Source organism: Ferrovibrio sp. (assembly GCF_017994015.1).
Classification (GTDB): Bacteria; Pseudomonadota; Alphaproteobacteria; order Ferrovibrionales; family Ferrovibrionaceae; genus Ferrovibrio.
Map to the genome: position 1 here is coordinate 144541 of NZ_JAGOLP010000001.1, position 22706 is coordinate 167246.

The 22706-nt window shown below is 63.8% G+C and carries 26 protein-coding genes; 15 read left to right on the forward strand and 11 right to left on the reverse strand.

Annotated elements, in window-relative coordinates:
* Positions 1 to 5: 5 nt before the first annotated feature.
* From KBB36_RS00745 to KBB36_RS00755, 3 genes are all read left to right on the forward strand, one after another.
* Positions 6 to 989: an NAD(P)H-dependent glycerol-3-phosphate dehydrogenase gene (locus tag KBB36_RS00745; RefSeq protein ID WP_290975981.1), complete on the forward strand. Its 984-nt coding sequence runs from the start codon at positions 6 to 8 to the stop codon at positions 987 to 989.
* 3 nt (positions 990 to 992) lie between these two features.
* The gene (locus tag KBB36_RS00750; protein WP_290975506.1) at positions 993 to 1406 is read left to right on the forward strand and encodes an EVE domain-containing protein; all 414 of its coding nucleotides are present in this window, start codon (positions 993 to 995) and stop codon (positions 1404 to 1406) included.
* Between the two features lie 133 nt (positions 1407 to 1539).
* The gene (locus KBB36_RS00755; protein WP_290975508.1) at positions 1540 to 1902 is read left to right on the forward strand and encodes a Rieske (2Fe-2S) protein; all 363 of its coding nucleotides are present in this window, start codon (positions 1540 to 1542) and stop codon (positions 1900 to 1902) included.
* Positions 1903 to 1914: 12 nt separating this feature from the next.
* Here KBB36_RS00755 and KBB36_RS00760 read toward each other — a convergent pair whose 3' ends face one another.
* The 10 genes from KBB36_RS00760 to KBB36_RS00805 all read right to left on the reverse strand — a co-directional run bounded on the left by KBB36_RS00760 (position 1915) and on the right by KBB36_RS00805 (position 12200).
* Positions 1915 to 2700, reverse strand: a complete 786-nt coding sequence (locus tag KBB36_RS00760) for a heme ABC transporter ATP-binding protein (protein WP_290975510.1) — start codon at positions 2698 to 2700, stop codon at positions 1915 to 1917.
* Entirely contained in the window at positions 2697 to 3752 is a 1056-nt protein-coding gene (locus tag KBB36_RS00765; RefSeq protein ID WP_290975512.1) for an iron ABC transporter permease, read from the reverse strand. The genes KBB36_RS00760 and KBB36_RS00765 overlap by 4 nt, the downstream gene beginning before the upstream one ends.
* Entirely contained in the window at positions 3749 to 4633 is an 885-nt protein-coding gene (locus KBB36_RS00770; protein ID WP_290975514.1) for an ABC transporter substrate-binding protein, read from the reverse strand. Before KBB36_RS00770 ends, KBB36_RS00765 begins: the two co-directional genes overlap by 4 nt.
* Positions 4633 to 5697 (reverse strand): ChuX/HutX family heme-like substrate-binding protein, encoded by a 1065-nt coding sequence (locus tag KBB36_RS00775; protein ID WP_290975516.1) that lies wholly within the window; start codon positions 5695 to 5697, stop codon positions 4633 to 4635. Before KBB36_RS00775 ends, KBB36_RS00770 begins: the two co-directional genes overlap by 1 nt.
* Positions 5698 to 5725: 28 nt before the next feature.
* The gene (locus KBB36_RS00780; protein WP_290975518.1) at positions 5726 to 6697 is read right to left on the reverse strand and encodes an energy transducer TonB; all 972 of its coding nucleotides are present in this window, start codon (positions 6695 to 6697) and stop codon (positions 5726 to 5728) included.
* 52 nt (positions 6698 to 6749) lie between these two features.
* Positions 6750 to 8951 carry a TonB-dependent hemoglobin/transferrin/lactoferrin family receptor gene (locus tag KBB36_RS00785; protein WP_290975520.1) on the reverse strand — a complete coding sequence of 734 codons (2202 nt, stop codon included), beginning with the start codon at positions 8949 to 8951 and terminating at the stop codon, positions 6750 to 6752.
* A 130-nt stretch (positions 8952 to 9081) separates the two neighbouring features.
* Positions 9082 to 9240, reverse strand: a complete 159-nt coding sequence (locus tag KBB36_RS00790; RefSeq protein ID WP_366933159.1) for a hemin uptake protein HemP — start codon at positions 9238 to 9240, stop codon at positions 9082 to 9084.
* Positions 9241 to 9423: 183 nt separating this feature from the next.
* On the reverse strand, positions 9424 to 9975 hold the full coding sequence (locus KBB36_RS00795; RefSeq protein ID WP_290975524.1) for a DUF1003 domain-containing protein: 552 nt from the start codon (positions 9973 to 9975) through the stop codon (positions 9424 to 9426).
* A gap of 26 nt (positions 9976 to 10001) precedes the next feature.
* The gene (locus KBB36_RS00800) at positions 10002 to 11783 is read right to left on the reverse strand and encodes an adenylate/guanylate cyclase domain-containing protein (protein WP_290975526.1); all 1782 of its coding nucleotides are present in this window, start codon (positions 11781 to 11783) and stop codon (positions 10002 to 10004) included.
* Between the two features lie 99 nt (positions 11784 to 11882).
* On the reverse strand, positions 11883 to 12200 hold the full coding sequence (locus KBB36_RS00805) for a DUF1476 domain-containing protein (protein ID WP_290975528.1): 318 nt from the start codon (positions 12198 to 12200) through the stop codon (positions 11883 to 11885).
* A gap of 191 nt (positions 12201 to 12391) precedes the next feature.
* Between KBB36_RS00805 and purC the strand changes: the two genes are divergently transcribed.
* From purC to KBB36_RS00865, 12 genes are all read left to right on the forward strand, one after another.
* A complete protein-coding gene (purC, locus tag KBB36_RS00810; protein ID WP_290975530.1) occupies positions 12392 to 13156 on the forward strand; it encodes a phosphoribosylaminoimidazolesuccinocarboxamide synthase in 765 nt (254 codons plus the stop codon).
* A 76-nt stretch (positions 13157 to 13232) separates the two neighbouring features.
* Positions 13233 to 13487: a phosphoribosylformylglycinamidine synthase subunit PurS gene (purS, locus tag KBB36_RS00815; protein ID WP_290975531.1), complete on the forward strand. Its 255-nt coding sequence runs from the start codon at positions 13233 to 13235 to the stop codon at positions 13485 to 13487.
* Between the two features lie 4 nt (positions 13488 to 13491).
* A complete protein-coding gene (purQ, locus tag KBB36_RS00820) occupies positions 13492 to 14196 on the forward strand; it encodes a phosphoribosylformylglycinamidine synthase subunit PurQ (protein WP_290975533.1) in 705 nt (234 codons plus the stop codon).
* Between the two features lie 23 nt (positions 14197 to 14219).
* Positions 14220 to 16379 (forward strand): phosphoribosylformylglycinamidine synthase subunit PurL, encoded by a 2160-nt coding sequence (purL, locus tag KBB36_RS00825; protein WP_290975984.1) that lies wholly within the window; start codon positions 14220 to 14222, stop codon positions 16377 to 16379.
* A 10-nt stretch (positions 16380 to 16389) separates the two neighbouring features.
* Positions 16390 to 16620, forward strand: coding sequence for a BolA family protein (locus tag KBB36_RS00830; RefSeq protein WP_290975535.1), 231 nt, complete (start codon positions 16390 to 16392; stop codon positions 16618 to 16620).
* 33 nt (positions 16621 to 16653) lie between these two features.
* Complete coding sequence (gene grxD / locus KBB36_RS00835; protein ID WP_290975537.1) at positions 16654 to 16992, forward strand: Grx4 family monothiol glutaredoxin; 339 nt, start codon at positions 16654 to 16656, stop codon at positions 16990 to 16992.
* Positions 16992 to 17399: a VOC family protein gene (locus KBB36_RS00840; protein ID WP_290975539.1), complete on the forward strand. Its 408-nt coding sequence runs from the start codon at positions 16992 to 16994 to the stop codon at positions 17397 to 17399. Before grxD ends, KBB36_RS00840 begins: the two co-directional genes overlap by 1 nt.
* A 109-nt stretch (positions 17400 to 17508) precedes the next feature.
* Positions 17509 to 19305, forward strand: a complete 1797-nt coding sequence (locus tag KBB36_RS00845; RefSeq protein ID WP_290975541.1) for a HAMP domain-containing sensor histidine kinase — start codon at positions 17509 to 17511, stop codon at positions 19303 to 19305.
* A gap of 36 nt (positions 19306 to 19341) precedes the next feature.
* Complete coding sequence (locus KBB36_RS00850; protein WP_290975543.1) at positions 19342 to 19752, forward strand: ketosteroid isomerase-related protein; 411 nt, start codon at positions 19342 to 19344, stop codon at positions 19750 to 19752.
* A 4-nt stretch (positions 19753 to 19756) separates the two neighbouring features.
* Positions 19757 to 20353 (forward strand): GNAT family N-acetyltransferase, encoded by a 597-nt coding sequence (locus tag KBB36_RS00855; RefSeq protein ID WP_290975545.1) that lies wholly within the window; start codon positions 19757 to 19759, stop codon positions 20351 to 20353.
* A 12-nt stretch (positions 20354 to 20365) separates the two neighbouring features.
* Complete coding sequence (locus tag KBB36_RS00860; protein WP_290975547.1) at positions 20366 to 21289, forward strand: carbon-nitrogen hydrolase family protein; 924 nt, start codon at positions 20366 to 20368, stop codon at positions 21287 to 21289.
* Between the two features lie 48 nt (positions 21290 to 21337).
* On the forward strand, positions 21338 to 21889 hold the full coding sequence (locus KBB36_RS00865; RefSeq protein WP_290975549.1) for a protoglobin domain-containing protein: 552 nt from the start codon (positions 21338 to 21340) through the stop codon (positions 21887 to 21889).
* A gap of 54 nt (positions 21890 to 21943) precedes the next feature.
* Here the strand turns inward: KBB36_RS00865 and rpsD are convergent, their stop codons facing one another.
* Complete coding sequence (gene rpsD / locus KBB36_RS00870) at positions 21944 to 22558, reverse strand: 30S ribosomal protein S4 (protein WP_290975551.1); 615 nt, start codon at positions 22556 to 22558, stop codon at positions 21944 to 21946.
* Positions 22559 to 22706 lie beyond the last annotated feature (148 nt).

The following is a 22706-nucleotide window of genomic DNA, read 5'->3' on the forward strand; positions in this document are numbered from 1 at the left end:
TGGGCATGAGCGACGCTTTGAGCCGCATCGGCATTGTCGGCGCCGGCGCCTGGGGCACTGCCCTGGCTGCCCTGGCGGCGGAAAAAGGCCCGGCTTTGCTGTGGGCGCGCGATGCCGCCCTGGCCGACCGCATCAATGCCACGCAGCAGAATGAGGCTTATCTGCCCGGCATCAGCCTGCCGCCAGCCCTGCGCGCCACCGGCGACCTGGCCGGTCTGCTGGATTGCGACGCCCTGCTGCTGGCCATGCCGGCGCAGCATGCCCGGCATTTCGCCGCCGTGCTGGGCGGCGCCAAGCCGCTGGTGCTGACCTGCAAGGGCATTGAGATCGAAACCGGCAAGCTGCTGGCCGAGGCGGTGGCGGAAGCCGCGCCCGGCGCCCGGCTGGCGGTGCTGACCGGGCCGACCTTTGCCGCCGAAGTGGCGCGTGGCCTGCCCACCGCAGCCACCCTGGCCAGCACCGATGCCGCGCTGGCGCAAGCCCTGGCCGAACGGCTGGGGCGGCCGACTTTCCGGCTTTACACCAGCGACGATATGGCCGGCAGCCAGATTGGCGGCGCGGTGAAGAATGTGCTGGCGATTGCCTGCGGCATCGTGATCGGGCGCCGGCTGGGCGACAATGCCCGCGCCGCGCTGATCACCCGCGGCCTGGCCGAGATGGCGCGGCTGGGCCAGCGCCTGGGCGCGCGGCCGGAAACCCTGATGGGCCTTTCGGGCCTGGGCGACCTGGTGCTGACCTGCTCCGGCCCGCAATCGCGCAACCTGTCGCTCGGCATCGCCCTGGGCGAAGGCCAGGAGCTGGCCGATTATCTGGCTGGCCGGCGCAGCGTGGCCGAAGGCATGTACACCGCCGAGGCGCTGCACCGGCTGTGCGCCCGGCTCGGGCTGGAGATGCCGATTGCCGCCGCCGTTTACGCCATCCTGCATGACAAGGCCGAGATCGACGCCACCATCGCCGGCCTGCTGGCGCGACCGCTAAAGATGGAGTGAGGGATGAATTACTGGCTGATGAAATCCGAACCTTCCGCCTGGGGCTGGGACGACCAGGTGAAGAAGGGCGTGGAAAGCTGGAATGGTGTGCGCAACTACCAGGCCGCCAACAACATGAAGGCGATGCGGCTGGGCGACCGCTGCTTTTTCTACCATTCGGTGGATGAGAAACGCATTGTCGGCATCGTTACCGTGGCGCGGGAATATTATCCCGATCCGACCGATGAGAGCGGCCGTTTCGGCATGGTGGATGTGCAAACCCTGATGCCGGTGAAAAACCCGGTGACGCTGGCGCAGATCAAGGACGAGCCGCGCCTGGCGCATCTGCCGCTGATCAAACAGTCGCGGCTTTCGGTGATGCCGATCGACAAGGAAAGCTGGAAGCTGCTCTGCGCCATGGCCGGCGTGAAGGCATGAACACCGGCGCTGCGCCGGCATCCCGGCATGCTTCATCCACCATCGTCATGCGCGGGCTTGACCCGCGCATCTTGCCAGTGCTTGCAGACCCCCGGGTCAAGCCCGGGGGTGACGCGGCTTTTTTGGTGCAGCCGTGAACCGCCCGGCGCCCGGCACGCGGCTGCTTGAATTCGCCACGCTGGAGGAGCCGGGCGCGCAGGAATTCAGCTTCGGTGAAGGCCGCGAACGCTATCTGCTGTTTGTGCTGCGCTGGCAGGGCCATGTGCTGGCCTATGAGAATGTCTGCCCGCATGCCCGCACGACGCTGAACTGGCGCCCGGGCGCGTTTTTCTCGCTCGACAAGAGCGCATTGCTTTGCGCCACCCATGGCGCCAAATTCGACGCCCTGACCGGGCAGTGTTTCCTTGGCCCCTGCAAGGGCAAGGCATTGACCCGCTTTCCAGTGCGGCTGGATGAAACCGGCTGGGTGGTGGTGGCCGAGGCGGAAACCGCCTGAAGCCGCCACACTTCAAGCGGCGAGCGGCCCCTTGATCACCAGATGGCCATCATAAAGCGCCGCATCCACGGCAAAGGCAGCGGCGAGATTTTCCGGCGTCAGCGCCTTGAGCGGCGTATCCAGCGCCAGCAGCCGGCCGGATTGCAGCACCGCCACGCGATCGGCATAGGCATAGGCCAGCGGCAGATCGTGCAGCACGGTGGCCACCGCCACGCCCTGCCCGGCCAGTTGCCGCGCCAGCCGCAGCACGCCATGGGCATGTGACAGATCAAGGCTTGCGGTGGGTTCATCCAGCATCAGGATCGGCGCCGGCCCGGCCTGGCCTGCCGCCAGCAGATCAAGCTGCGCCACGGCACGGGCAAGCTGCACCCGCTGCTGCTCGCCGCCCGACAACGTGGCGTAACCGCGCCTGAGCAGATGCTGGATATCCGCCGCAGCAATCGCATGGCGGATCGCGGCCTGGTTCTGCGCCCGATCATAATGCCGCTCAAACGGCGCCCGGCCCAAAGCCACCACCTGTTCCACCGGCAGCGAAAAGCCGAGCCGCGCCGCCTGCGGCATCACCGCGCGGCGCCGCGCCAGCGCCAGCGGCGTCCAGGCATTGAGCGCGACGCCATCAAGCAAAACATGGCCGGTGCTGGGCGCCAGATCGCCGGCCATCGCCGCCATCAGGGTGGATTTGCCGGCGCCATTGGGGCCGACAATGGCCAGCACCTCGCCCAGGCGCAATTGCAGGCTGGCATTGACCAGCACAGCCTGGCCGCGCCGCTTCACGGTCACCTGATCAAGCGTGATCACAGCGCGATCTCCTTGCGCAGCCGCAGCAGCAAAGCCAGGAAAAACGGCGCGCCGATCAGCGCCGTGAGCAGGCCAACCGGCAATTCGGCGGGCGCCGCGACCACCCGCGCCACGGTATCAGCCAGGATCAACAATGTGGCGCCGCCGATGCCGGCATAAGGCAGCAGCAGGCGGTGGCCGGGGCCGAAACTGAGCCGCACCAGATGCGGCACGATCAGGCCGATGAAACCGATGATGCCGCTGAATGCCACAGCGCCGCCAACCGCCAGGGCAACGGCGAAACAGGCGACGCGCTTGACCCGTTCGACCGGAAAGCCGAGATGCGCCGCCTCGCGCTCGCCGAGATTAAACGCATCCAAGGCGCGAGCCAGCCAGGGCGCCAGCAGCAGCGGCAGCAAGGCAAAGGGCAGCAGCACAAACAGCTTGCCCCAGCTGGCGCCGCCAACACTGCCCAGCAGCCAGAAGGTGATGTCGCGTAATTGCCGGTCATCCGACATGAAGCTCATCATGCCGATACCGGCCATGCTGATGGCATTCAGCGCAATGCCGGCCAGCAGCAGCATGGCGATGGCGGTGCGGCCTTCCACCACTGACAGGCGATGCACCAGGAAGGTGACAATCAGGCCGCCGGCAAAAGCCAGGCTGGGCAGCATCACCGGCTGCCAGGCGGCGGGATAGAGCAGCCCGGCAAACACTATGGCGCTGGCCGCGCTCAGGCCGGCGCCGCCAGTAACGCCGACCAGACTGGGATCGGCCATCGGGTTGCGGAACAGCCCCTGCATCAGCGCCCCGGCAATGCCCAGCGCCGCGCCGATCAGGCCGGCCATCAGGCTGCGCGGCAGGCGCAATTGCCACACAATGGCATCGGTGCGTGCATCCGGCGCCTGCAACAGAAGTGCTTGCAGCACGTCCAGCGCTTTCAGCGGCACCGGGCCGATCAACAGGCTGAGCAGCAAGGCGGCCGGCAGCAACAGGCCGAGCAGCAGCCCGGCCGACCAGCGCGGCAGGCCAAAGCCGCGCCGCGCCGGCACGATGGCGGCAAGATCGCTCATGATGCAAAACGCGGCAGGTCGGCGCCCGGATGCAGGGCGGCAGCCAGATCGCGCCCGGCCCGCGCCACACGCGGCCCGAGGCCCAGCAGATAGAGCATTTCCAGCGTCACCACGCGCTTTTCGCTGATGGCACGCAAAGCCTGCATTTGCGGCAGGCTGCGCAGGCCGGCCAGGCCGCCAACCGCTTCCAAGCTCTGATCCGAGATCAGGATCACATCCGGATCGGCGGCCATGGCCGCTTCGGCCGAAACCGGCTTGTAGCCATTGCTGCCGATAATGGCATTGCGGCCGCCGGCAAAGCGGATCATGGTTTCGGCGGCAGTAGCGCCGCCGCCAGCCAGCAGGCGGCCATCGGTGATGCTCATCAGGAACAGCACACGCGGCTGGCGCTCCAGCTTGGCCACGGCGGCGCCAAGCGCATCGATTTCGGCCTGCAACAAGGCAGCCTGCTTCTCGCCTTCCGTCTTGCGGCCGATTGCTTCAGCCACCAGGCGCATCTTCTGCGGCACATGCTCCACCGCCAGGGTTTCCGGGATCACCACCATCGGCAGCCGCACATGGCGCAACTTGTCCACAATGCTGGGTGGCCCGGCCTGATCGCTGAGCAGCAGCAAGGATGGGTCAAGCGACAGGATGCCCTCGGCGCTCAATTGCCGGAAATAACCGATCTTCGGCAGCTTGAAAGTGGCATCCGGGTACAGGCTGGTGGTATCGACGCCAACCAGATCGGCTTCGGCGCCGAGCCGATAGACCATCTCGGTGATGGCACCGCCGGCCACCACCAGCCGCTGCGGCACCTTGGCCAAAGTTGGTGTGGGCCGCAGCAAGGCCGGCAGAGCAAAAGCCGCCGCACCGGCAGCCAGGAAATCACGCCGCCGCATCACGCCGCCGCCTTCTCGACCAGCGATTCGGCCAGATTGCGCCAGCCATCAAGCTCGGGCTGGCCCGGCTTGCGCTTGCCGAAGAACGACACGATCAACTCGCCCTGGGCGTCAAACAATTCCAGCGAGGTGATAGTGCCATCCACGCTCGGCTTGCGCACCAGCCAGGTGGAGGCAATGGCATCTTCGCGCAGATGCAGATTGAAGCTGGGATCGAGCACGTTGAACCACGGCCCGGTCGGCACCAGCTTCTGCACCAGGCCGGTATGAATCTGGATCATGCCGTGATTGCCGACAAAGACCATGATCGGCAAGGCGCTGGCGGCAGCCTGATGCAGCATGGCGCGGGCGGCATCATTGCCGATACGCTGGGCAAAACGCGAACCGGCGAGGCGGAAGGCCTGTTCACGCGCCACCTTGTGTTTACGCAACAGGCCAAAGAAATCATGCGTATCCTGCAAATTGGTCCAGCCTTCACGCAGGCCGGCCAGATCAATTTCGGCATCCGGCTGCGGCGCGGCAGGCATTGGCGCGGCCTGAGCCGTGAAAGCGGGCGCCTGATCCTCGGCGCGGAATTGCGCCACCAGGGCCATGAAGGCGGCGCGGTCGGTGGCCTCGGTGGCGTAAATCTTGTGCACCGCCTGGCCCTGAGCATCAAAGAATTGCAGCGACAGGCGGGCGCCAGCCTGGGTTGCTTCGGCCACGGCGAAACCATGCGCCCAGGGGCCGAAGAAGATGCGCAGGTCGATATCCTCGCCAACGATCAGGCCAACATGGCCCTGCATGCCGAGTTTGCCGTAAACGCCATGCCGCTCATGCACCACCGCATCGTTGCGGGTCAGCGCCATCACCGAACCGAGGCCGCCAACCGCCGCAATGATCTCGGGCCACGGCCCTTTCAGCCGTTCAACGCCGCCGGCCTCAAGACCCGTACCAAGCCGGGTGGCGAGCAGAGCCGCTTCGGAAGTGTTAAGGCGGCGGGCGGCATCGCGGATGCGCAGGTTCGGCTCGGCCTGGCGCAGGGCGGCCCAATCGAGGGCAACCTGGTTATTGGTGGTGGACATGATGGGGCTCTCCTGACTGTTCATGACATCAACGCAATTCAAAACGCACCGGGATTTCGACCCAGGCCAGCACCGGGCGGCCACCGAAGCGCGCCGCCTCAAAAGCCCAGCCGCGCACCGCGGCCAGGGCAGCTTGATCGAGCATCTGGTAACCCGAGGAACGCCACAGCCGCACTTCGCGTGAGCTGCCATCGGGATCAATCAGCGCCCGCACCACCGAAACCCCCTCCTGCTCCAGCGCGCGCGAACGCGGCGGATAGGCCGGCGGTGTGGGCGGGCGGCGGAAACGTGCCTGATGCAGCACCGGTGGCTCAGACATTGGCGGCTCGGCCTGCTGTGGCGCGGCAGCCAGGGCCGGTGCTGGTAACGGTGTGGTTGCCGGCACGGGCGCCGGTTCGGCAACCGGGCTGACTATTGCCGTTTCAGCAGGCACCGCCGCCGGCTCAGGCTGACTGGGCATAGTTTCAGCGGGCTTGATTTCAGCAGGCGCCGGCTTTGGCTGCGCCGGTTTGGCGGCAATGGGTTTGGCAACCACCTGCTTCGGCTTGGCTGGCGGCTTCGGTTTGGCTGGCCGTACCGCTTCTTCCGCCAATGCCTGCCGGGTGAGGATCGGCGGTGGTTCATTCGCAGGTTCAATAACGGCCGGCTCGGTCATGGCCGGTTCAGGCAGCATAGGCTCAGGCGGCATAGGCTCAGGCGGCGGCGCCATGTGCTGCGCGGCGGCGAGTGCAGGCACGGGTGTCGGAACCACCTCAGGCACCGGCATGGCGGCAAATTGCACCATCACTGCCGGCATCACCACAGGCGCAGTCACCGGCTTGGGCAGATTGATATAGACAACAGCAAGCAGCACCAGGCCATGCAGGGCCAGCGAACCGAGCCAGGAGCGCGATGGCAGCGCCGCTGGCGCCGAACGCGCAGCAACAAACCCGCCCTCCGATAGCGCCAGGGCACCATCGGAGGGCGAGGTAAAGTGCCGCGGGTTCGGTGGGAAAAGCATCCGCGCGGCACTCCGGCTCAGATCGGCATTGTTGCGGCCAGCTTCATGGCGCCTACCAGGTCATGGTGACATTGATCGCGGCGGTGCGGCCGGCCTGGTAATAATCGCCGGGCACGGTGGCCGAAGGCGTCAGGCCCTGCACATCCGAGAAATTGACATAGGTCTCGTCGAGAATGTTGTAGATGCCGGCGCGCACCGTGACCCAGGCAACCGGGCTGACATAACCCGAGACATCCAGCGTGGTGTAAGCCTTGGTCTTGTACTGGTTCGCCGCCGTCACACGATCATGCTTGAACATATGCTTGGCATCGAACCGCGCGCCCCAGATGCCATCATCGGAATCGTAACCAAGGCCGGCAAAGAAGGTGAGCGGCGCCACTGAATTGATCGGCACATGGCTGGCCTTGTCTTCGCCACGGGCATAGGCCACGGCGCCATTGACCGACCATTCCGGCTTGAAGCGCCATTCGCCGCGCGCCTCGGCGCCGTAGATTTCCACCTTGCTGATATTCTGCGCCTGGTATTGCCCCGTCACGCCCACCGCCGGCTCCACCAGCGTGCGCATATCGATGAAATCCTTGTAGCGATTGTAGAAGCTGGTGAGCTGATAGCTGGAACCATCGCGGTATTTGCCGCGGGTGCCGATTTCGATGCCGTTGCTGGTTTCCGGTTTCAGGTTCGGATTGGGGATGAATTCATAGGAAATCGGCCCAACCGTGTTGCGAAAGCCGGTATTGGCATCATCATAAGGCGGGGCGCGGAAACCCCGCGCATATTGCGCAAAGACCGAATAGGTCTTGTTGAATTCATAGACCAGGCCGAGCTTGGGCGAGGCGGCGTATTCGGTGATCTCGCGCGGTTCCTGCACCGATGGATTGTTGCGATAGACCGCATCCGGCTGCGGGTCCATGTTGTAGTAATCCAGCCGCAAGCCGGGGATCACGCTGAGGCCGCCGCTCTTGATCTCGTCCTGCACAAAGGCGCCGGCCTGGATGGTGCGTGTATCGGGGAAATAGCGGCTCGGGGTTCGCGCGCCATCGGCCGTGATATTGCTGATCAGCGCGCCGGTGGCGGCGTTGATGCGGGCATATTCACGCAGGCGCTCGGTCTGGGTGCGCGAGAAGGACAAGCCATAGGTGAGCGAATTGGCAAGGCCGAACCAGTCGGCGCTGCTGCTGAACTGGGTGTCCAGGCCGGCAATGGTCTGGTCGTTGGTCTGGGAATAATTGTGATACTGCACCGGCGTGCCGGTACGCAGCTGGCTGCGGTAATCGGTGCGCTGGAATTCGGTGTAGAAAATTTTCCAGTCCAGCTTGTCGATGAAGCTGATCGGATCGGTATGGGTGTGGCCAAGCGACAGGCGCCAGCGCTGCATCTCGTCATCACCATCCGAGGAGCGGATGGTGGTGCTCAATTCGTTGTTGAGCTGGGTTTTGAAATTGCGGTCGAAGAATTCGCCGGTCAGCACCAGGCGGTCGCTTTCGCCATCCCACACCATCTTGCCGAGGAAATTATTGCCGGTGGAATCCTGCGGGTTCTTGCGCGTCGCCTTGGAATCAAATTCTTCACCGGCGCGATGGGTGTAGATCGCCAGGGCGGAGAATTCCTCGGCGCGCACCGCCACGGTGCTGGTCTGCGAGAAACTGCTGTCTGTGGTGTCGTAGCCAAGCTTGAGCGAACCGAATTCGGTGCGGTCGCCGGTCAGATAATCCAGCGGGTCCTTGGTGACATAACTCACCACACCGCCAAGCGCATCCGAGCCATAACTGGCCGAGGCCGGGCCGCGCAACACCTCGATCCGCTTCAGGCTGTCGGTATCCACCATGTCGCGCGAATAGGGCGTGAAGCCGCCACCGCGCAGCAGAACACCGCCGGGCAGGTCGGGCAGCCGGGTGCCGTCAACCTGCATCAGGATACGGTTATCCTGGATGCCACGGATGTTGAACGAGCCGGCACCGGCGCGGCGCGGGTCGTTGAGCACGGTGACGCCCGGCTCGTCGCGCATCAGGTCCTGCATACGATGCAGGTTCTGCTTGTCGATCTTGTCGGCGTCGATCACCGTCACGGTGCCGCTGGCGCTGCCCACCGGGCGCTCGATGCGGTCGGAAACCGAGGTGATGGTATCCAGCACGGTCGGCACGGCGGCTGGCTCGGGGGCCGTCTCGGCGGCCTGCTGAGCATGGGCCAGACTGATCGGCGAAACGGAAGCCAGCAGGGCCAGCGAAAACAAGCGCAAACGGATCGACGACGGCACGATCTACCTCCGGTAAGTCCGCCAGCCGGCGGGAAAAAGAAAGACTATTTCGGCTGGCTGGCTACCGGAGGGGCGCGGCATGAAACCGCCCGCCCCAAGGTGGCTGGCTGACTGGTCGCGAAACTGCGGGTTATTTGGTGAGGATGAGCTTGCCGTTGGCGGTCAGCCGCAGACGGTAATCCGCACCTTCATGCTCGATGATGACTTCGCGCGTGGCGGCAAACAGCCGGCGCGCGTCCAGTCTCGGCAACGAATCGGCCCGGCTGGCCGGGTCGGCGCGTGAAACCATGTCTTTTTGGCTTGAAACAGCATTTTCCGGCTGCATGCCGGGCTGTTTCGCCTCGCTTGAAGCGTTCATCTCTACCATAACCCCAGGTGGCATGCCGGATTCCGGCCGGCCACATCGGTCAGTATAAGCAGAATCATTCGCAGTGCAAGTAAGAATAACTCGCATTATTAAATTGAACGCGAATCAGGCTGAACCCTCGATCCTGCGCTCCAGCCGCTCCGCCAGGCCGGCCACTGCCCGGGTCAGCGCCAGCAATTCCTGTTCGCGCAGCAGATCGATCTTCTGGTGCAGCAATTCAATTTCCAATTCGGCCTTCACATTGACCTGATAATCCTGCTCGGCGCGGCGGCGATCCACTTCCGACAGCCGATTCTGGCTCATCATGATGATCGGCGCCGTGTAGGCAGCCTGAAACGACAGCAGCAGGTTCAGCAGGATGAAGGGATACGGGTCCCAAGCGCCGCCCCCGCCTTCAGTCCTGGTGCCGAACCAGACATTGCCGGCGATCCAGCCGAGCAGCAAAACCGTCTGAGTAAGCACAAAAGGCCACGAGCCGACCCGGCCGGCCACGGCATCGGCCAGTTGCGCACCCAGCCCGCGCGGCGGCGCCAGATCAGCCTCTTGCTGCTTGAGCTGGGCTGGGGGCTGCGCCTGGCGCCGGGCGCGGCGCTGACGGCGCAATTCCTGCAACCATTGCTGTTCGGTATGGTCCAATTCATGGCGATGCTTGGTCATGCGGCGCTCCTGGCGGATTGCGGAAATCAGGCGGCTGGCGGCAACAAGCGGCTCAGGCGATCCAGCACATAAACCTGCAAGGACTCGCTCTTGCCGCGCAGATGCACGGTTTCGGCCTGCCAGCCGGATGCCTGTAGCGCAGCCGGGGCCAGATCGGCGCGGCGCGTCACTTCTTCGGAAACCACCAGTTCGGCGCTGAAATCCTTGGTTGCGGCTTCCAGCCGGCTGGCAGTGTTCACCGCGTCGCCCACGGCGGTCAGGCCGATGGCGCGGCCATGGCCCATCTCGCCAACAATGACGCGGCCACAATGGATGCCGATGCCGATGCGCAGCATGTCGCTGCCCGGCGCCGGCGCTTCAGCCAGCCCACCGCTGCCGCCACTGCCTTGGGCCAGGCTGGCGCGCAAAGCCTCGTTCAGCCGCGCCAGCGCCTGGCCCATCGCGGCAGCGGCGGCCAGCGCCTGGCGGCACCCCTCGGCCGGCGTGGTATCCAGGCCGAATAACGCCATCACGCCATCGCCGATGAACTTGTCGAGCCGGCCGCCCTGCTGCTCAACGGCCTCACCCATCGCCTTGAAATACTGGTTGAGCACGAACACCACATCATAGGGCAGCCGCGATTCGGCAAAATGGGTGAAACCACGTAGGTCGCAGAACAGGATGGAAATGCGGCGCTCGCTGCCTTGCGCCATGGCCTGGCCCAGCCCGGCACTGCCATAGCTGGCGCGCGGCGTGGCGCCGCCGGGCAGCAAGGGCAGCACGGTCAGGTCTGCCACCGGCTTGATCTGGCAGGCCAGCCGCACCCCAGGCGGGGCGCCGATCCGGGCCAGCACGGCAGCCTCGCTCTCGGCCGGCGGCGGCAATTCGGCCAGGCCGGGACCGTTGAGCCGCACCCGGCAGGTGGAGCAGCGGCCCTGGCCGCCGCATACCCCGGCATGCGGATAGCCGATGGCGCGGCTGGCTTCCAATATACTGAGCAGGCCGGCGCGGTCGCGCCATTGCCGGCCATCGGGATAACTGAGGCTGACCATGCCGCGCCGGCTTTGCAGCAGGCCCCAGAGCAGCCGGCCCACCAGCGCCGCCAGCAGCAAACCGGCCAGGGCCAGCTGCACCGTCTCGGCGATGGCGCCCAGTTCCTGCGCTGCGGCATTGCCGGGCCAGTTCAAACCGGCATTAAAACCAGCCACCCAATCGGCATCGCGCAGCATGAAACGCACCGCGCGGCCCATCGACAGATAGCCCAGCATGGCGCAGGCCGGCAGCAGCAGGGCAGCAGCAAACAGCAGCGGCCATAGCCGCTCAAAAGCCGGTTTCAGCCGCAACCAGTAATACACGCCGATGCAGCCATGGCCCCAGGCGATCAGGATCAGCAGATTCTGCTGCAATCCGCCCAGCGGCCCCTGCACAAACAGCGCATTCAGCACATAGGCATAATTGTCATTCAGGCCATGCAGCGAAAACATGCCGCGGGTGCCGAGCACATGCACAATGCCGAGCGGCGGCACCAGCAGGCCGAGCAGCAATTGCGCCCAGGCCTGCCAGGGCAGGCCGCGGTAATGGCCGCGCCGCAACCAGTTGTAGAGCGCCAGCAAAGGATGCAGCAGCAGCGCGCCATAGAGCAGAAACGTGCCGGGCGGACTGCGCCAGAAGGCCTTGAACCAGACCGCAAATGCCTCGGCGGCATCCAGTGCGATCAGGCCAAGCGCGTGATTGAGCAGATGCGTGAACAGAAAGCTGAACAGCACCAGGCCACTGAACAGCTTCAGCCGCCCATAGGCCCCTTCCAGCTTCCAAGCCGCCTTGCTCATGGCCAAAGCGTAGAGACTGGCCCTGGCGGTGGCAAGGTGCAGCTTTTGGCGGCGCCAGCGATCCACAACGCCGCCAAAAGTTACTTATAATTTAAATACTTAACCCATAATCTGCTTGCGCGCCTCGTCGGCCAGTTCGCTCAGCCTGGCGCGCACGCGGTGTTCCGACAGGTCAACCTGCTTGGCGGCCAGATCGGCCAGCACCTTGCGGATCACGTCCTCGTCGCCGGCTTCCTCAAAATCCGCCGCCACCACGTCCTTGGCATAAGCCTCGGCCGCATCGCCGCTCAGGCCGATATGCTCCGCCACCCAGAGGCCGAGCAGCTTGTTGCGCCGCGCAGTGACCTTGAAGGCGGTCTCCTGGTCATGGGCGTGCTTCTTCTCGAAGGCGTCCTTGCGGTCGTCAAAAGTGGTCATGTGGCGGGCTCTCCGTCGCTCTCGGGGTTGGCAGTTATATAGGGGTTCCCCCCGGACACCTGCAAGGGCCGGATCAGCCTCAGGATGGCGGGGCCGATTCTCTTGGCCCCGGTGCATTGCAGCGGGGCCGCAATGGCGCTATCAATCCGGCTCAAACCATCCCCTTTTCCAAGCAACCTTACGGGTGTTCCATGACCCGCCGCAGACAGGTCTACGAGGGCAAGGCCAAGGTCCTGTTCGAGGGACCGGAGCCCGGCACTCTGGTGCAGTATTTCAAGGATGATGCGACCGCCTTCAACAACAAGAAGAAGGGGACCATCACCGGCAAGGGCGTGCTCAACAACCGCATCTCGGAATATCTGATGACGCGGCTGGGCGAGGTCGGTATCCCGACGCATTTCCTGCGCCGCCTCAACATGCGCGAGCAGTTGATCAAGGAAGTTGAGATCGTGCCGCTGGAAGTGGTGGTGCGTAACGTCGCCGCCGGTTCGCTGGCGACCCGGCTTGGTGTGGCCGAAGGCACCACTTTGCCGCGCTCGATCGTCGAATTCTATTACAAGAATGACGAACTCGGCGATCCGATGGTGTCGGAAGAGCATATCACCTGCTTTGGCTGGGCCAGCCCGCAGGAGATCGACGAGATGATGCATCTCGCGCTCCGCATCAACGATTTCCTCACCGGCCTGTTCCTCGGCATCGGCATCCGCCTGGTGGATTTCAAGCTGGAATTCGGCCGCTGGTGGCAGGGCGACGACATGCGCATCATCCTGGCCGACGAGATCAGCCCGGACAGTGCCCGGCTGTGGGACCTCAAGACCAACGAGAAGATGGACAAGGACCGCTTCCGCCGCGATCTCGGCAATGTGGCCGAGGCCTATCAGGAAGTGGCGCGCCGCCTGGGCATCCTGCCGGAAGGCGGGCCGCGCGACATCAAGGGTCCCGAGACCATGCAGTAACCGGCGCCGCAAGCGCCGTGGCATCAGCGGCGGCCCCAACACGGCCGCCGCAGCTTTTTGCGAAGGATCAAAGCCGATGAAAGCCCGCGTTCACGTCAGCCTCAAAAATGGTGTGCTCGATCCGCAAGGGCGCGCCATCGGCCAGGCACTGCACAGCCTGGGTTTTTCGGCTGTGACCGAGGTGCGCCAGGGCAAGCTGATCGAACTGGATATCGGCCAGCCGCTGGCCGGCAAGCCGAAACCCGAGATCGAGGCCGCCGTGCGCGAAATGGCGCAGAAACTGCTGGCCAACACCGTGATCGAGAATTTCTCGGTCGAACTGATCGGGTAAGGCCATGAAAGCCGCCGTTGTCGTTTTCCCCGGGTCCAATCGCGACCGCGACATGATTTTGGCGCTGACCAAGGCAGCCGGCGGCAAGCCGCCGTTGCAGGTCTGGCATGGCGACGCGGATTTCCCCGAGGTGGACCTGATCGCCCTGCCGGGCGGCTTTTCCTATGGCGACTATCTGCGTTGCGGCGCCATGGCGGCGCATTCGCCGGTGATGCGCGAAGTGAAGCGCCGCGCCGAACGCGGCACCCGGGTGCTGGCGGTATGTAACGGTTTCCAGATTGCCTGCGAGGCCGGTTTGCTGCCGGGTGTGCTGATGAGCAATGCCGGGCTGAAATTCATCTGCCGCGACGTGTATCTGCGCGTCGAGACTTCGAACAGCGTGTTCACCGGGCATTACCAGCGCGGCCAGACCATCCGCGTGCCGGTGGCGCATCATGACGGCAACTACACCGCCGATGCCGATACGGTGAAACGCCTGGCCGACGAGGACCGCATCGCCTTCCGCTATGCCGATGCCCTGGGCAATGTGGCGCCGGCAACCAACCTGAATGGCTCGGTGGACAATATCGCCGGCATCTTCAACAAGGAACGTAATGTGCTGGGCCTGATGCCACATCCGGAGAATGCCACCGATATGGTATGCGGCGGCATGGATGGCTTTGGCCTGTTCCAGAGCCTGGCCGAAAGTCTGACGGGGGCGGCGTCGTGAGCAAGAGCTATCCCAAGGACCTGATGGGCCTGAAGCCCGACGAATATGATCGCGTGCTGGAGATCATGGGCCGCGAGCCAAACCAGGTTGAACTCGGCATCTTCTCGGTGATGTGGTCGGAGCATTGCTCCTACAAATCCTCGAAAAAATGGCTCAAGACGCTGCCGACCAAGGCGCCGTGGGTGATCTGCGGCCCGGGTGAGAATGCCGGCGTGATCGATATCGGCGATGGCGAGGCCGCCATCTTCAAGATGGAAAGCCATAACCACCCGTCCTTCATCGAACCTTACCAGGGCGCGGCGACCGGCGTGGGCGGCATCCTGCGTGACGTGTTCACCATGGGCGCGCGGCCGATTGCCAATCTGAACGCGCTGCGTTTCGGCGCCCCGGAGCATCCCAAAACCCGCCATCTGGTTTCCGGCGTGGTGCATGGCATCGGGGGCTATGGCAATTGCGTCGGCGTGCCCACTGTGGCCGGCGAGGTGAATTTCCACCCCAGCTATAACGGCAACATCCTGGTCAACGCGATGACCGTGGGCCTGGCCAAGCAGGACAAGATTTTCTATTCGGCGGCGGCCGGCCTGGGCAATCCGGTGGTTTATGTCGGCTCCAAGACCGGGCGCGACGGCATCCACGGCGCCACCATGGCTTCAGCGGAATTCACCGACGATTCGGAAGAAAAACGCCCCACCGTGCAGGTTGGCGACCCGTTCACCGAAAAGCTGCTGATCGAAGCCTGCCTCGAATTGATGGCAACCGACGCCATCGTGGCGATCCAGGATATGGGCGCTGCCGGCCTCACATCGTCCAGTTTCGAGATGGCCTCCAAGGGCGGCATGGGGATCAATGTTGATCTCGACCGCGTGCCGGCGCGCGAGAGCGGCATGACGCCGTTTGAATTCATGCTCTCCGAATCCCAGGAGCGTATGCTGATCATCCTCAAGCCCGGCAGCGAGCCGCAGGCTGAGGCGATCTTCCGCAAATGGGAGCTGGATTTCGCCGTGATCGGCCATCTGACCGATACCGGCCGCATGGTTTTGCGCTTCAACGGCGAGGTGGTGGGCGACCTGCCGATTGACCCCTTGGCGCAGGCATCACCCGAATATGACCGGCCATGGGTGCCGACTCCGAAGCGCGCGCCGCTTGGTCCGTTGCAGCATCCGCACAGCCTGACCCAAGCCCTGCTCAAAATCATCGGTTCGCCCGATATGGCCAGCCGGCGCTGGATCTGGGAGCAGTATGACCATCTGGTGCGTGGCGACACGGCGCAGATCCCAGGCGGCGATGCCGCCGTGGTTCGGGTGGAAAATCACCCGAAAAAGGCGCTGGCGATGAGCGTGGATTGTACGCCGCGCTATGTCTTTGCCGATCCGGTGGAAGGCGGCAAGCAGGCGGTGGCCGAAACCTGGCGCAACATCACCGCCGTGGGCGCCCGGCCGCTGGCCATCACCGACAACATGAATTTCGGCAATCCGGAACGGCCCGACATCATGGGGCAGTTTGTCGGCGCCGTGCAGGGCATCCGCGAAGCCTGTCTGGCGCTGGATTACCCGGTGGTTTCCGGCAATGTGTCGCTCTACAACGAAACCAACGGCAAGGGCATCCTGCCCACCCCGGCGATTGGCGGCGTGGGTGTGCTGGATGACGTGGCGACCATGGCCACCCTGGCCTTCAAGCTGCCCGGCGAGGCGATCATTCTGCTGGGGGATATGCAGGGCCATCTCGGCCAGTCGATCTACCTGCGCGAAATCCTTGGCCAGGAGGAAGGCCCGCCGCCTGCGGTGGATCTGGCAGCCGAGCGCCGCAATGGCGATTTTGTGCGCAGCCAGATCACCGCCGGCACGGTTTCGGCGGTGCATGACCTGTCCGATGGCGGCCTGCTGGTGGCTGTGGCGGAAATGGGCATGGCTTCCGGCATCGGCGCCAGCATCACACTGCCCGCCGGAATTGAAGCTTTTGCCGCCGGTTTCGGCGAGGATCAGGCGCGCTATCTGGTCACCTGCCCGGTGGCCGGGGCTGAAAGCCTGCTGGCGACGGCCAGGGCGGCCGGCGTGCCGGCACAGCGTATCGGCATCACCGGTGCTGCGGAATTGACTATCCAGGGCCACGGCGCCATATCCTTGGCCGAGTTACGCCAGGCCCATGAGGGCTGGCTGCCCGGCTATATGGACAGCAAGGCTTAGGAGCGAAGACATGGCGATGGATGCCAGCGAGATCGAGCGCATGATCAAGGAGGCGTTGCCCGACGCCGAGGTGCGTATCGACGACCTGCGCGGCGATGGCGATCATTATGCCGCCACCGTCACTTCCGCCGCTTTTGCCGGCCTGAGCCGGGTGAAGCAGCATCAGCTTGTCTACGCGGCGCTGAAAGGCCGCATGGGCGGCCAGCTGCATGCCCTGGCGCTGACCACACAAACGCCGTAATCCCGGCCCGATCCAGCAAAGAGGACTGCCCCGATGACCGACGCCACAGTTGCTGACCGTATCAAGCAGGATATCACCGATAACGAGATCGTGCTTTTCATGAAAGGCACCCCGGTTTTCCCGCAATGCGGCTTCTCGGCCGTGGTGGTGCAGGTGCTGTCGCATCTCGGCGTCAAGTTCAAGGGCATCGATGTGCTGTCCGACCCCTCGATCCGCCAGGGCATCAAGGAATTTTCCGACTGGCCGACCATCCCGCAGCTTTATGTGAAGGGTGAATTTGTCGGTGGCTGCGACATCGTGCGCGAGATGTACCAGTCTGGCGAATTGCAGCAATTGCTCGCCGACAAGGGCATCGCCGTCCAGAACGCCTGATGCTGCCATACAGCCTGCGCGGCATTGATCATATCGTGCTGCGCAGTGCCGATCCGGCGCGCCTGATCCGCTTCTATTGCGATATTGTGGGATGCAGCCTTGAGCATGAGCAACCCAGGCTGGGCCTGACGCATCTGCGCGCCGGCGGGCAGCTGATCGATATCGTGGATGCCAATGGGCCGCTGCACAAACCCGGCGATGCCCCGGTGAGCCAGCCCGGCCGCAACCTGGACCATCTTTGCCTGCGCATCGCGCCGTTTGACGAGGCCGCCATCCGCGCCCATCTGGCCCGGGCCGGAATCACACCGGAGCCGGCCCAGAACCGCTTCGGCAATGAAGGCGAAGGCCCGTCGCTGTATTTCCCCGACCCCGACGGCAATATCGTCGAATTCAAGGGCGGGGCCTGAGGCCAAGCTTTTTGCCGTCAATCCGGCCCCGGCGCCAGAACCAATTGAGCTACTGACTTGCCTGGCAGGGTCTGTCAGTATCGGCGCGGGACGTAATTGCCGGATCACCATGGACAGCTATCTCCCGCTAGGTCAGGTCATTGCCAATGTTGCCGCGCCGCTGATCGTGGCGCTACTTTGTCTTTATGCGCATCATCGCCGCATTGGTGGCGCGGACCTGTTGCTGTGGGCCTGGGCTCATCTCGCTCTCGCCGCAACCTTTCTTTTTGCCCATCAAGCCCCAGGCAGCAGCCCGACCGATCCTGCCGCCGAATGGTTGGCGGCGATCTTTTTCAACTCCACTTCAAGCTGGCTGCTGCTGTTTGGCGTATTGGCGATGGAATATCCAAAGGTGACGCTGTGGCGGGCGCTGCCGGCGGCGCTGGTCTTTGCCAGCCTCACCTTGACCCTCAATCTGATCGACCCAGAGGTCTACTTGCGCTGGGGATTGCTGCTCAATCCATCGGTCAATCTGGCAGCCGGCCTGCTGCTGCTACGGCGCTGGTATTCAGCAGTCTATGTACTGGCCGGCCTGGTGCTCGTGCTGCGTTCCGCCAACGGCTTTCTGTTTTCGTATGCTTTACGCGAAACCGGCATTCTGAGCCTGCCAATGCATACGATAACGCTTTCGATCTTTTTCAATTTTCTCGCCGGGCTCAGCCTGCTGGCCATAGCAGTAGAAAATGCCTGGCAGCAACTCGGCCAGGCGCTGGCTGAGGCCCGCGACGCACGCCAGGAAGCCGATGCCATCCTCGACCTGGCACCGGCATCGATCTTGCGCAAGGACCGTGACCTGCGGGTGATCCGTGGTAATCGCTTTGCCTGGGATTTGGCGCAGCGCTTCCAGACCAATAGCTTGGACCCATCCGGTTCAGCCACTGGACTGCGCAGCCGCGATGTGATGCCAGCGACGGCGGCGGCGGCAATGGAGCAAATGGATCGCCGCCTGATCTCGCAACCTGATATTTCGCCGCTGGAATGCGAGATCGTCGTGCCATTGGGCGACGGCACGGAAGCAACGCTGCTGGTTCGCAAAACCGCCATCACTGACGCCAACGGGCAAGGTGACGGCACCATGACAGTGGCGCTGGACATCACCCATCTCAAGCAGGTGGAGACGCGCCTGCGCCAGCAGATCGCCGTGGCGGAACAGGCCAACAAGGCAAAAAGCGATTTTCTTGCCAATATGAGTCATGAATTGCGCACCCCACTGAATGGCATCCAGGGTTTTGCCGACATGCTGGCGGCCGGCTATATGGGCGAACTCAATCCGCGCCAGCAGGATTATGTCGGCAATATCCAGAATTCCGCCCGGCATATGCTGGCCCTGGTATCGAAGCTGCTCGATCTTTCCAGCCTGGATGCTGGCCGCCCGGAACTGCATTTCGCCAGCGCCGATCTGGGTGAAATTATCGCCGCGGCAGCAACGGCGGCACAACCGCTGGCGTCTAAGCGCGGGCTGACGCTGGAATGGCACAGCCGACCGGCGACCATCCAGTGCGATGACGCGGCATTACGGCAGGTGATCGGCAACCTGATCGACAATGCGATCAAATTCAACCTCCCCTCCGGCTGGATAAAGATCGAGCAGATCGAGATTGATGGCCGCCCCGGCGTGCGGATTGCCGATGGCGGCCATGGCATGACACCGGCACAGCTTGCAGCAGCCGGCGACCCTTTCTTGCGCGCCAATCCCCATCAGGCCCGATTTGGCGGCGGCAGCGGCCTCAATCTGGCGATTGGTCGCAGTCTGATTGAATTGCACGGGGGTGAATTGCGGGTTGATAGCAGCCCCGGCAGTGGCACGGTGGTCACACTGGTGCTGGCCGCGCCGCAGCCCTTGGCAGCGCCAGCAACGCCGGCATAAACTCCGCGCCCAAGAAAAACCTGCCGGAGTTCCCCCATGACCGCGGCCAGCACCAAGGCTCTGATCGAGGCATATTATGCCGCCTTCAACGCCTGGGATATCGAACGCTTCATCGGGCTTTTGACCGACGATGTGGCGCATGACATCAACCAGGGTGGCCGCGAGACCGGCCGCGACGCCTTCCGCGCTTTCCTGGCGCGCATGGACCGCTGCTATGCCGAGCAGATTGTGGAGATCAGCATCATGGTGAACGAGGATGGCAGCCGCGCTGCCGCCGAATTCATCGTACTCGGCACTTACAAGGCCACCGATGACGGCCTGCCGGCAGCCAGCGGCCAGACCTATCGCCTGCCGGCCGGCGCGTTTTTTGAAATCCGCGACGGCAAGGTCGCCCGCATCTCGAATTACTACAATCTACAGGACTGGCTGCGCCAGGTCGGCGCCTGAAGCGATGGCGGTGATCCGCATTGAGCGCCTGAACGGCGCCGGGCTGCTTGAGCGGCTGGATGATCTGGCCCGGCTGCGCATCACGGTATTTCATGACTGGCCCTATCTCTATGCCGGCTCGCTGGATTACGAGCGCCAGTATCTGCAGCGCTATGCTGCCGCCAGCACCGGCACCATCGTGGTGGCGCTGGATGGCGAGCAGGTGGTGGGCGCCGCCACCGCACTGGCGCTGGAAGAAGAAGCCGACTATGTGCAGGCGCCATTCCTGGCCGCCAGCATTGATCTGGCGCCGATCTTCTATTTCGGCGAATCGGTGCTGCTGAAGCAGTATCGCGGCCATGGCATCGGCGTGGAATTTTTTAACCAGCGCGAGGCGGCGGCGCGGCAATTTGGTAAACGCTATTGCTGCTTCTGCGGCGTGCAGCGGCCCGACAATCATCCACTGAAACCGGCCGATTACGTGCCGCTGGATGGCTTCTGGGGCAAACGCGGCTATGCCAGGCGCCCCGATCTGGTGGCTGGCTTCAGCTGGACCGATATCGGCGAGACGACCCAGAGCACCAAGCCGATGGTCTACTGGATGCGTGACCTCGCCGCGTGATAGTGAGTGCGTATGACCATGCTCCGCATTGCCTGCGCACAATATCCGATCCATGCCTTTGCCGATCCCGCCCAATGGGCCGGCAAGGTTTCCGCCTGGGTGGAGGAAGCCGCCCAGGCCGGCGCGCGCTTGCTGCTGTTTCCCGAATATGGCGCCATGGAACTGGCTTCCCTGCTCAGCCCCAACCTGCAAAATGACCTGGGCGGCCAGATTGCCGCCTTGCAGGAATTGCTCCCGGCTTTTCTGGCGCGCTACGCCGGGCTGGCACAGCGCCACGGCGTCAGCATCGTCGCCCCCAGCATCCCGGTGTTGCAGCCTGGCGGCTATGTCAACCGCGCCCATGTTTTTGCCCCGGATGGCGGCATGGCCTGGCAGGACAAGCGCCAGATGACGCGCTTTGAGCGCGAGGAATGGATCATCCAGGGCGGCGCCGAGCTGCGCCTGTTTGATACCGGGCTGGGCTGCCGCTTTGGCCTGGCGATCTGCTATGACGTGGAATTCCCGCTCATCGCCCGGGCGCTGGCCGAAGCCGGTGCCGATCTGGTGCTGGCGCCATCCTGCACCGACACCCTGGCCGGGATGCACCGGGTGCATGTCGGCGCCCGCGCCCGCGCGCTTGAAAGCCAGATTTATGTGGCCGTGGCGCAGACTGTGGGCGAGGCGCAATGGTCGCCGGCAGTGGATGTGAATCACGGTTTTGCCGCCATTTATGCCACGCCGGATCGTGGTTTCCCCGATGACGGCATTCTGGCACAGGGCGCCCTGAACCAGCCCGGCTGGGTTTATGCCGATCTGAATTGCGCGCTGCTGAGCCAGGCCCGCAGCAATGCCCAGGTTTTTACCCGGCGCGACTGGGCCGGCCAGCATCTGCCAAGCCTGGATGTTGGCCTGGCGGATTTTGCCCCGCCGCCAAAAACATTGCGTGACGGCTGCTGAGCGCTATATTCCGATGCTGGATATAATCGGAATGGTAGCAAGGCGAGAATGACCCTTGATAGCGGCATGAATTGGGAAACCCGCTGGGGTCCCGAAGTGCAGATGCTGGCGGCAAAGATTGATCTCAACCAGCGCCTGCTACGCTTTGGCATCACCCCGGTAACGCGCGACAATCTGCGCCATGTGTTGCCTATCCTGAGCCAGCATCTGGTGGGCATCACCAGCCGCTTCTACGAATTCATGCGCCGTTTTCCCGAGGCCCAGCGGGTTTTTGACCGCCATGACACGGATCGGCTGCGCAAGCGGCAGCAGGATCATTGGTATGGCCTGCTGGCTTGCGAGTTTGATCAGGCCTATCTGCTTAATGCGCTTGGCGTTGGCCATGCCCATTACCATGCCAAGGTGCCGCCCTCGCTCTACATGGCCGGCTACAATTTTGTGGTTACCGACCTGCTGCGGCTGGTGGCGGTGGAATTCAAGGGCGGCGATATCGCCGCTGCCAGCGCCTCGATCAGCCGCGTGGTGATGCTGGACATGTCGCTGGCGCTGACCGCCTTCATGCTCGACAGCCTGATCAGCGCAGGCCCCGGCCAGGATTAAAAGAAAAAGCCCGCCTTTGCGGGCGGGCTTTTCCAATCAGACTGACAGAGCCGATTAGCGCGAGTAGAACTCGACCACCAGATTCGGTTCCATCTTCACCGGATACGGCACATCGGCCAGCAGCGGCACACGGGTAAAGGTGGCGCGCAGCTTGGTCTTGTCCATATCGATGTAATCCGGCACTTCGCGCTCGGCGCTGGCCAGGGCTTCCTGCACCACCACCATATCCTTGCCCTTGCCGCGTACTTCGATCACGTCGCCAACCTTCACCTGCATCGAGGCGATGTTGCAGCGGCGGCCGTTGACCAGCACATGGCCGTGGTTGATGAACTGGCGCGCCGCAAACACGGTCGGCACCAGCTTCATGCGGTACACCACGGCATCGAGGCGACGCTCCAGGATACCGATCAGGTTTTCCGAGGTGTCGCCACGACGGCGGATCGCCTCGAAATAGGCACGGCGGAACTGCTTCTCGGTGATGTTGCCGTAGTAGCCCTTGAGGCGCTGCTTGGCCATCAACTGAACGCCGTAATCGGTCGGCTTCTTCCGCTTCTGGCCATGCTGGCCCGGCGGATAAGCGCGCTTGTTGATCGGGCTTTTGGCACGACCCCACAGATTCTCGTTCAGACGACGGTTAATCTTATACTTGGACTCAAGACGTTTTGTCATAGTCGTTCCTAGTCGGCGCATGGACGGACGGCAGCCACGACGACCCGTTTCATGCAAGGAATGCCGATCGCCTCGCTTGAGGGGAGCGAGGAGGGCGGGCGCATCATAAGGATAACGCCCCCCACGTCAAGGCCGGATTGCGGCCGGC

Bases quoted from the DNA above. Each gene is read 5' to 3' on its own strand.
- KBB36_RS00745 (WP_290975981.1), top strand. From the start codon at position 6: ATGAGCGACGCTTTGAGCCGCATCGGCATTGTCGGCGCCGGCGCCTGG.
- KBB36_RS00750 (WP_290975506.1), top strand. From the start codon at position 993: ATGAATTACTGGCTGATGAAATCCGAACCTTCCGCCTGGGGCTGGGAC.
- KBB36_RS00765 (WP_290975512.1), bottom strand. From the start codon at position 3,752: ATGAGCGATCTTGCCGCCATCGTGCCGGCGCGGCGCGGCTTTGGCCTG.
- KBB36_RS00770 (WP_290975514.1), bottom strand. From the start codon at position 4,633: ATGCGGCGGCGTGATTTCCTGGCTGCCGGTGCGGCGGCTTTTGCTCTG.
- KBB36_RS00775 (WP_290975516.1), bottom strand. From the start codon at position 5,697: ATGTCCACCACCAATAACCAGGTTGCCCTCGATTGGGCCGCCCTGCGC.
- KBB36_RS00780 (WP_290975518.1), bottom strand. From the start codon at position 6,697: ATGCTTTTCCCACCGAACCCGCGGCACTTTACCTCGCCCTCCGATGGT.
- KBB36_RS00790 (WP_366933159.1), bottom strand. From the start codon at position 9,240: ATGGTTTCACGCGCCGACCCGGCCAGCCGGGCCGATTCGTTGCCGAGA.
- KBB36_RS00795 (WP_290975524.1), bottom strand. From the start codon at position 9,975: ATGACCAAGCATCGCCATGAATTGGACCATACCGAACAGCAATGGTTG.
- KBB36_RS00800 (WP_290975526.1), bottom strand. From the start codon at position 11,783: ATGAGCAAGGCGGCTTGGAAGCTGGAAGGGGCCTATGGGCGGCTGAAG.
- KBB36_RS00805 (WP_290975528.1), bottom strand. From the start codon at position 12,200: ATGACCACTTTTGACGACCGCAAGGACGCCTTCGAGAAGAAGCACGCC.
- purC (WP_290975530.1), top strand. From the start codon at position 12,392: ATGACCCGCCGCAGACAGGTCTACGAGGGCAAGGCCAAGGTCCTGTTC.
- purS (WP_290975531.1), top strand. From the start codon at position 13,233: ATGAAAGCCCGCGTTCACGTCAGCCTCAAAAATGGTGTGCTCGATCCG.
- purQ (WP_290975533.1), top strand. From the start codon at position 13,492: ATGAAAGCCGCCGTTGTCGTTTTCCCCGGGTCCAATCGCGACCGCGAC.
- purL (WP_290975984.1), top strand. From the start codon at position 14,220: ATGGGCCTGAAGCCCGACGAATATGATCGCGTGCTGGAGATCATGGGC.
- KBB36_RS00830 (WP_290975535.1), top strand. From the start codon at position 16,390: ATGGCGATGGATGCCAGCGAGATCGAGCGCATGATCAAGGAGGCGTTG.
- grxD (WP_290975537.1), top strand. From the start codon at position 16,654: ATGACCGACGCCACAGTTGCTGACCGTATCAAGCAGGATATCACCGAT.
- KBB36_RS00840 (WP_290975539.1), top strand. From the start codon at position 16,992: ATGCTGCCATACAGCCTGCGCGGCATTGATCATATCGTGCTGCGCAGT.
- KBB36_RS00845 (WP_290975541.1), top strand. From the start codon at position 17,509: ATGGACAGCTATCTCCCGCTAGGTCAGGTCATTGCCAATGTTGCCGCG.
- KBB36_RS00850 (WP_290975543.1), top strand. From the start codon at position 19,342: ATGACCGCGGCCAGCACCAAGGCTCTGATCGAGGCATATTATGCCGCC.
- KBB36_RS00855 (WP_290975545.1), top strand. From the start codon at position 19,757: ATGGCGGTGATCCGCATTGAGCGCCTGAACGGCGCCGGGCTGCTTGAG.
- KBB36_RS00860 (WP_290975547.1), top strand. From the start codon at position 20,366: ATGACCATGCTCCGCATTGCCTGCGCACAATATCCGATCCATGCCTTT.
- KBB36_RS00865 (WP_290975549.1), top strand. From the start codon at position 21,338: ATGACCCTTGATAGCGGCATGAATTGGGAAACCCGCTGGGGTCCCGAA.
- rpsD (WP_290975551.1), bottom strand. From the start codon at position 22,558: ATGACAAAACGTCTTGAGTCCAAGTATAAGATTAACCGTCGTCTGAAC.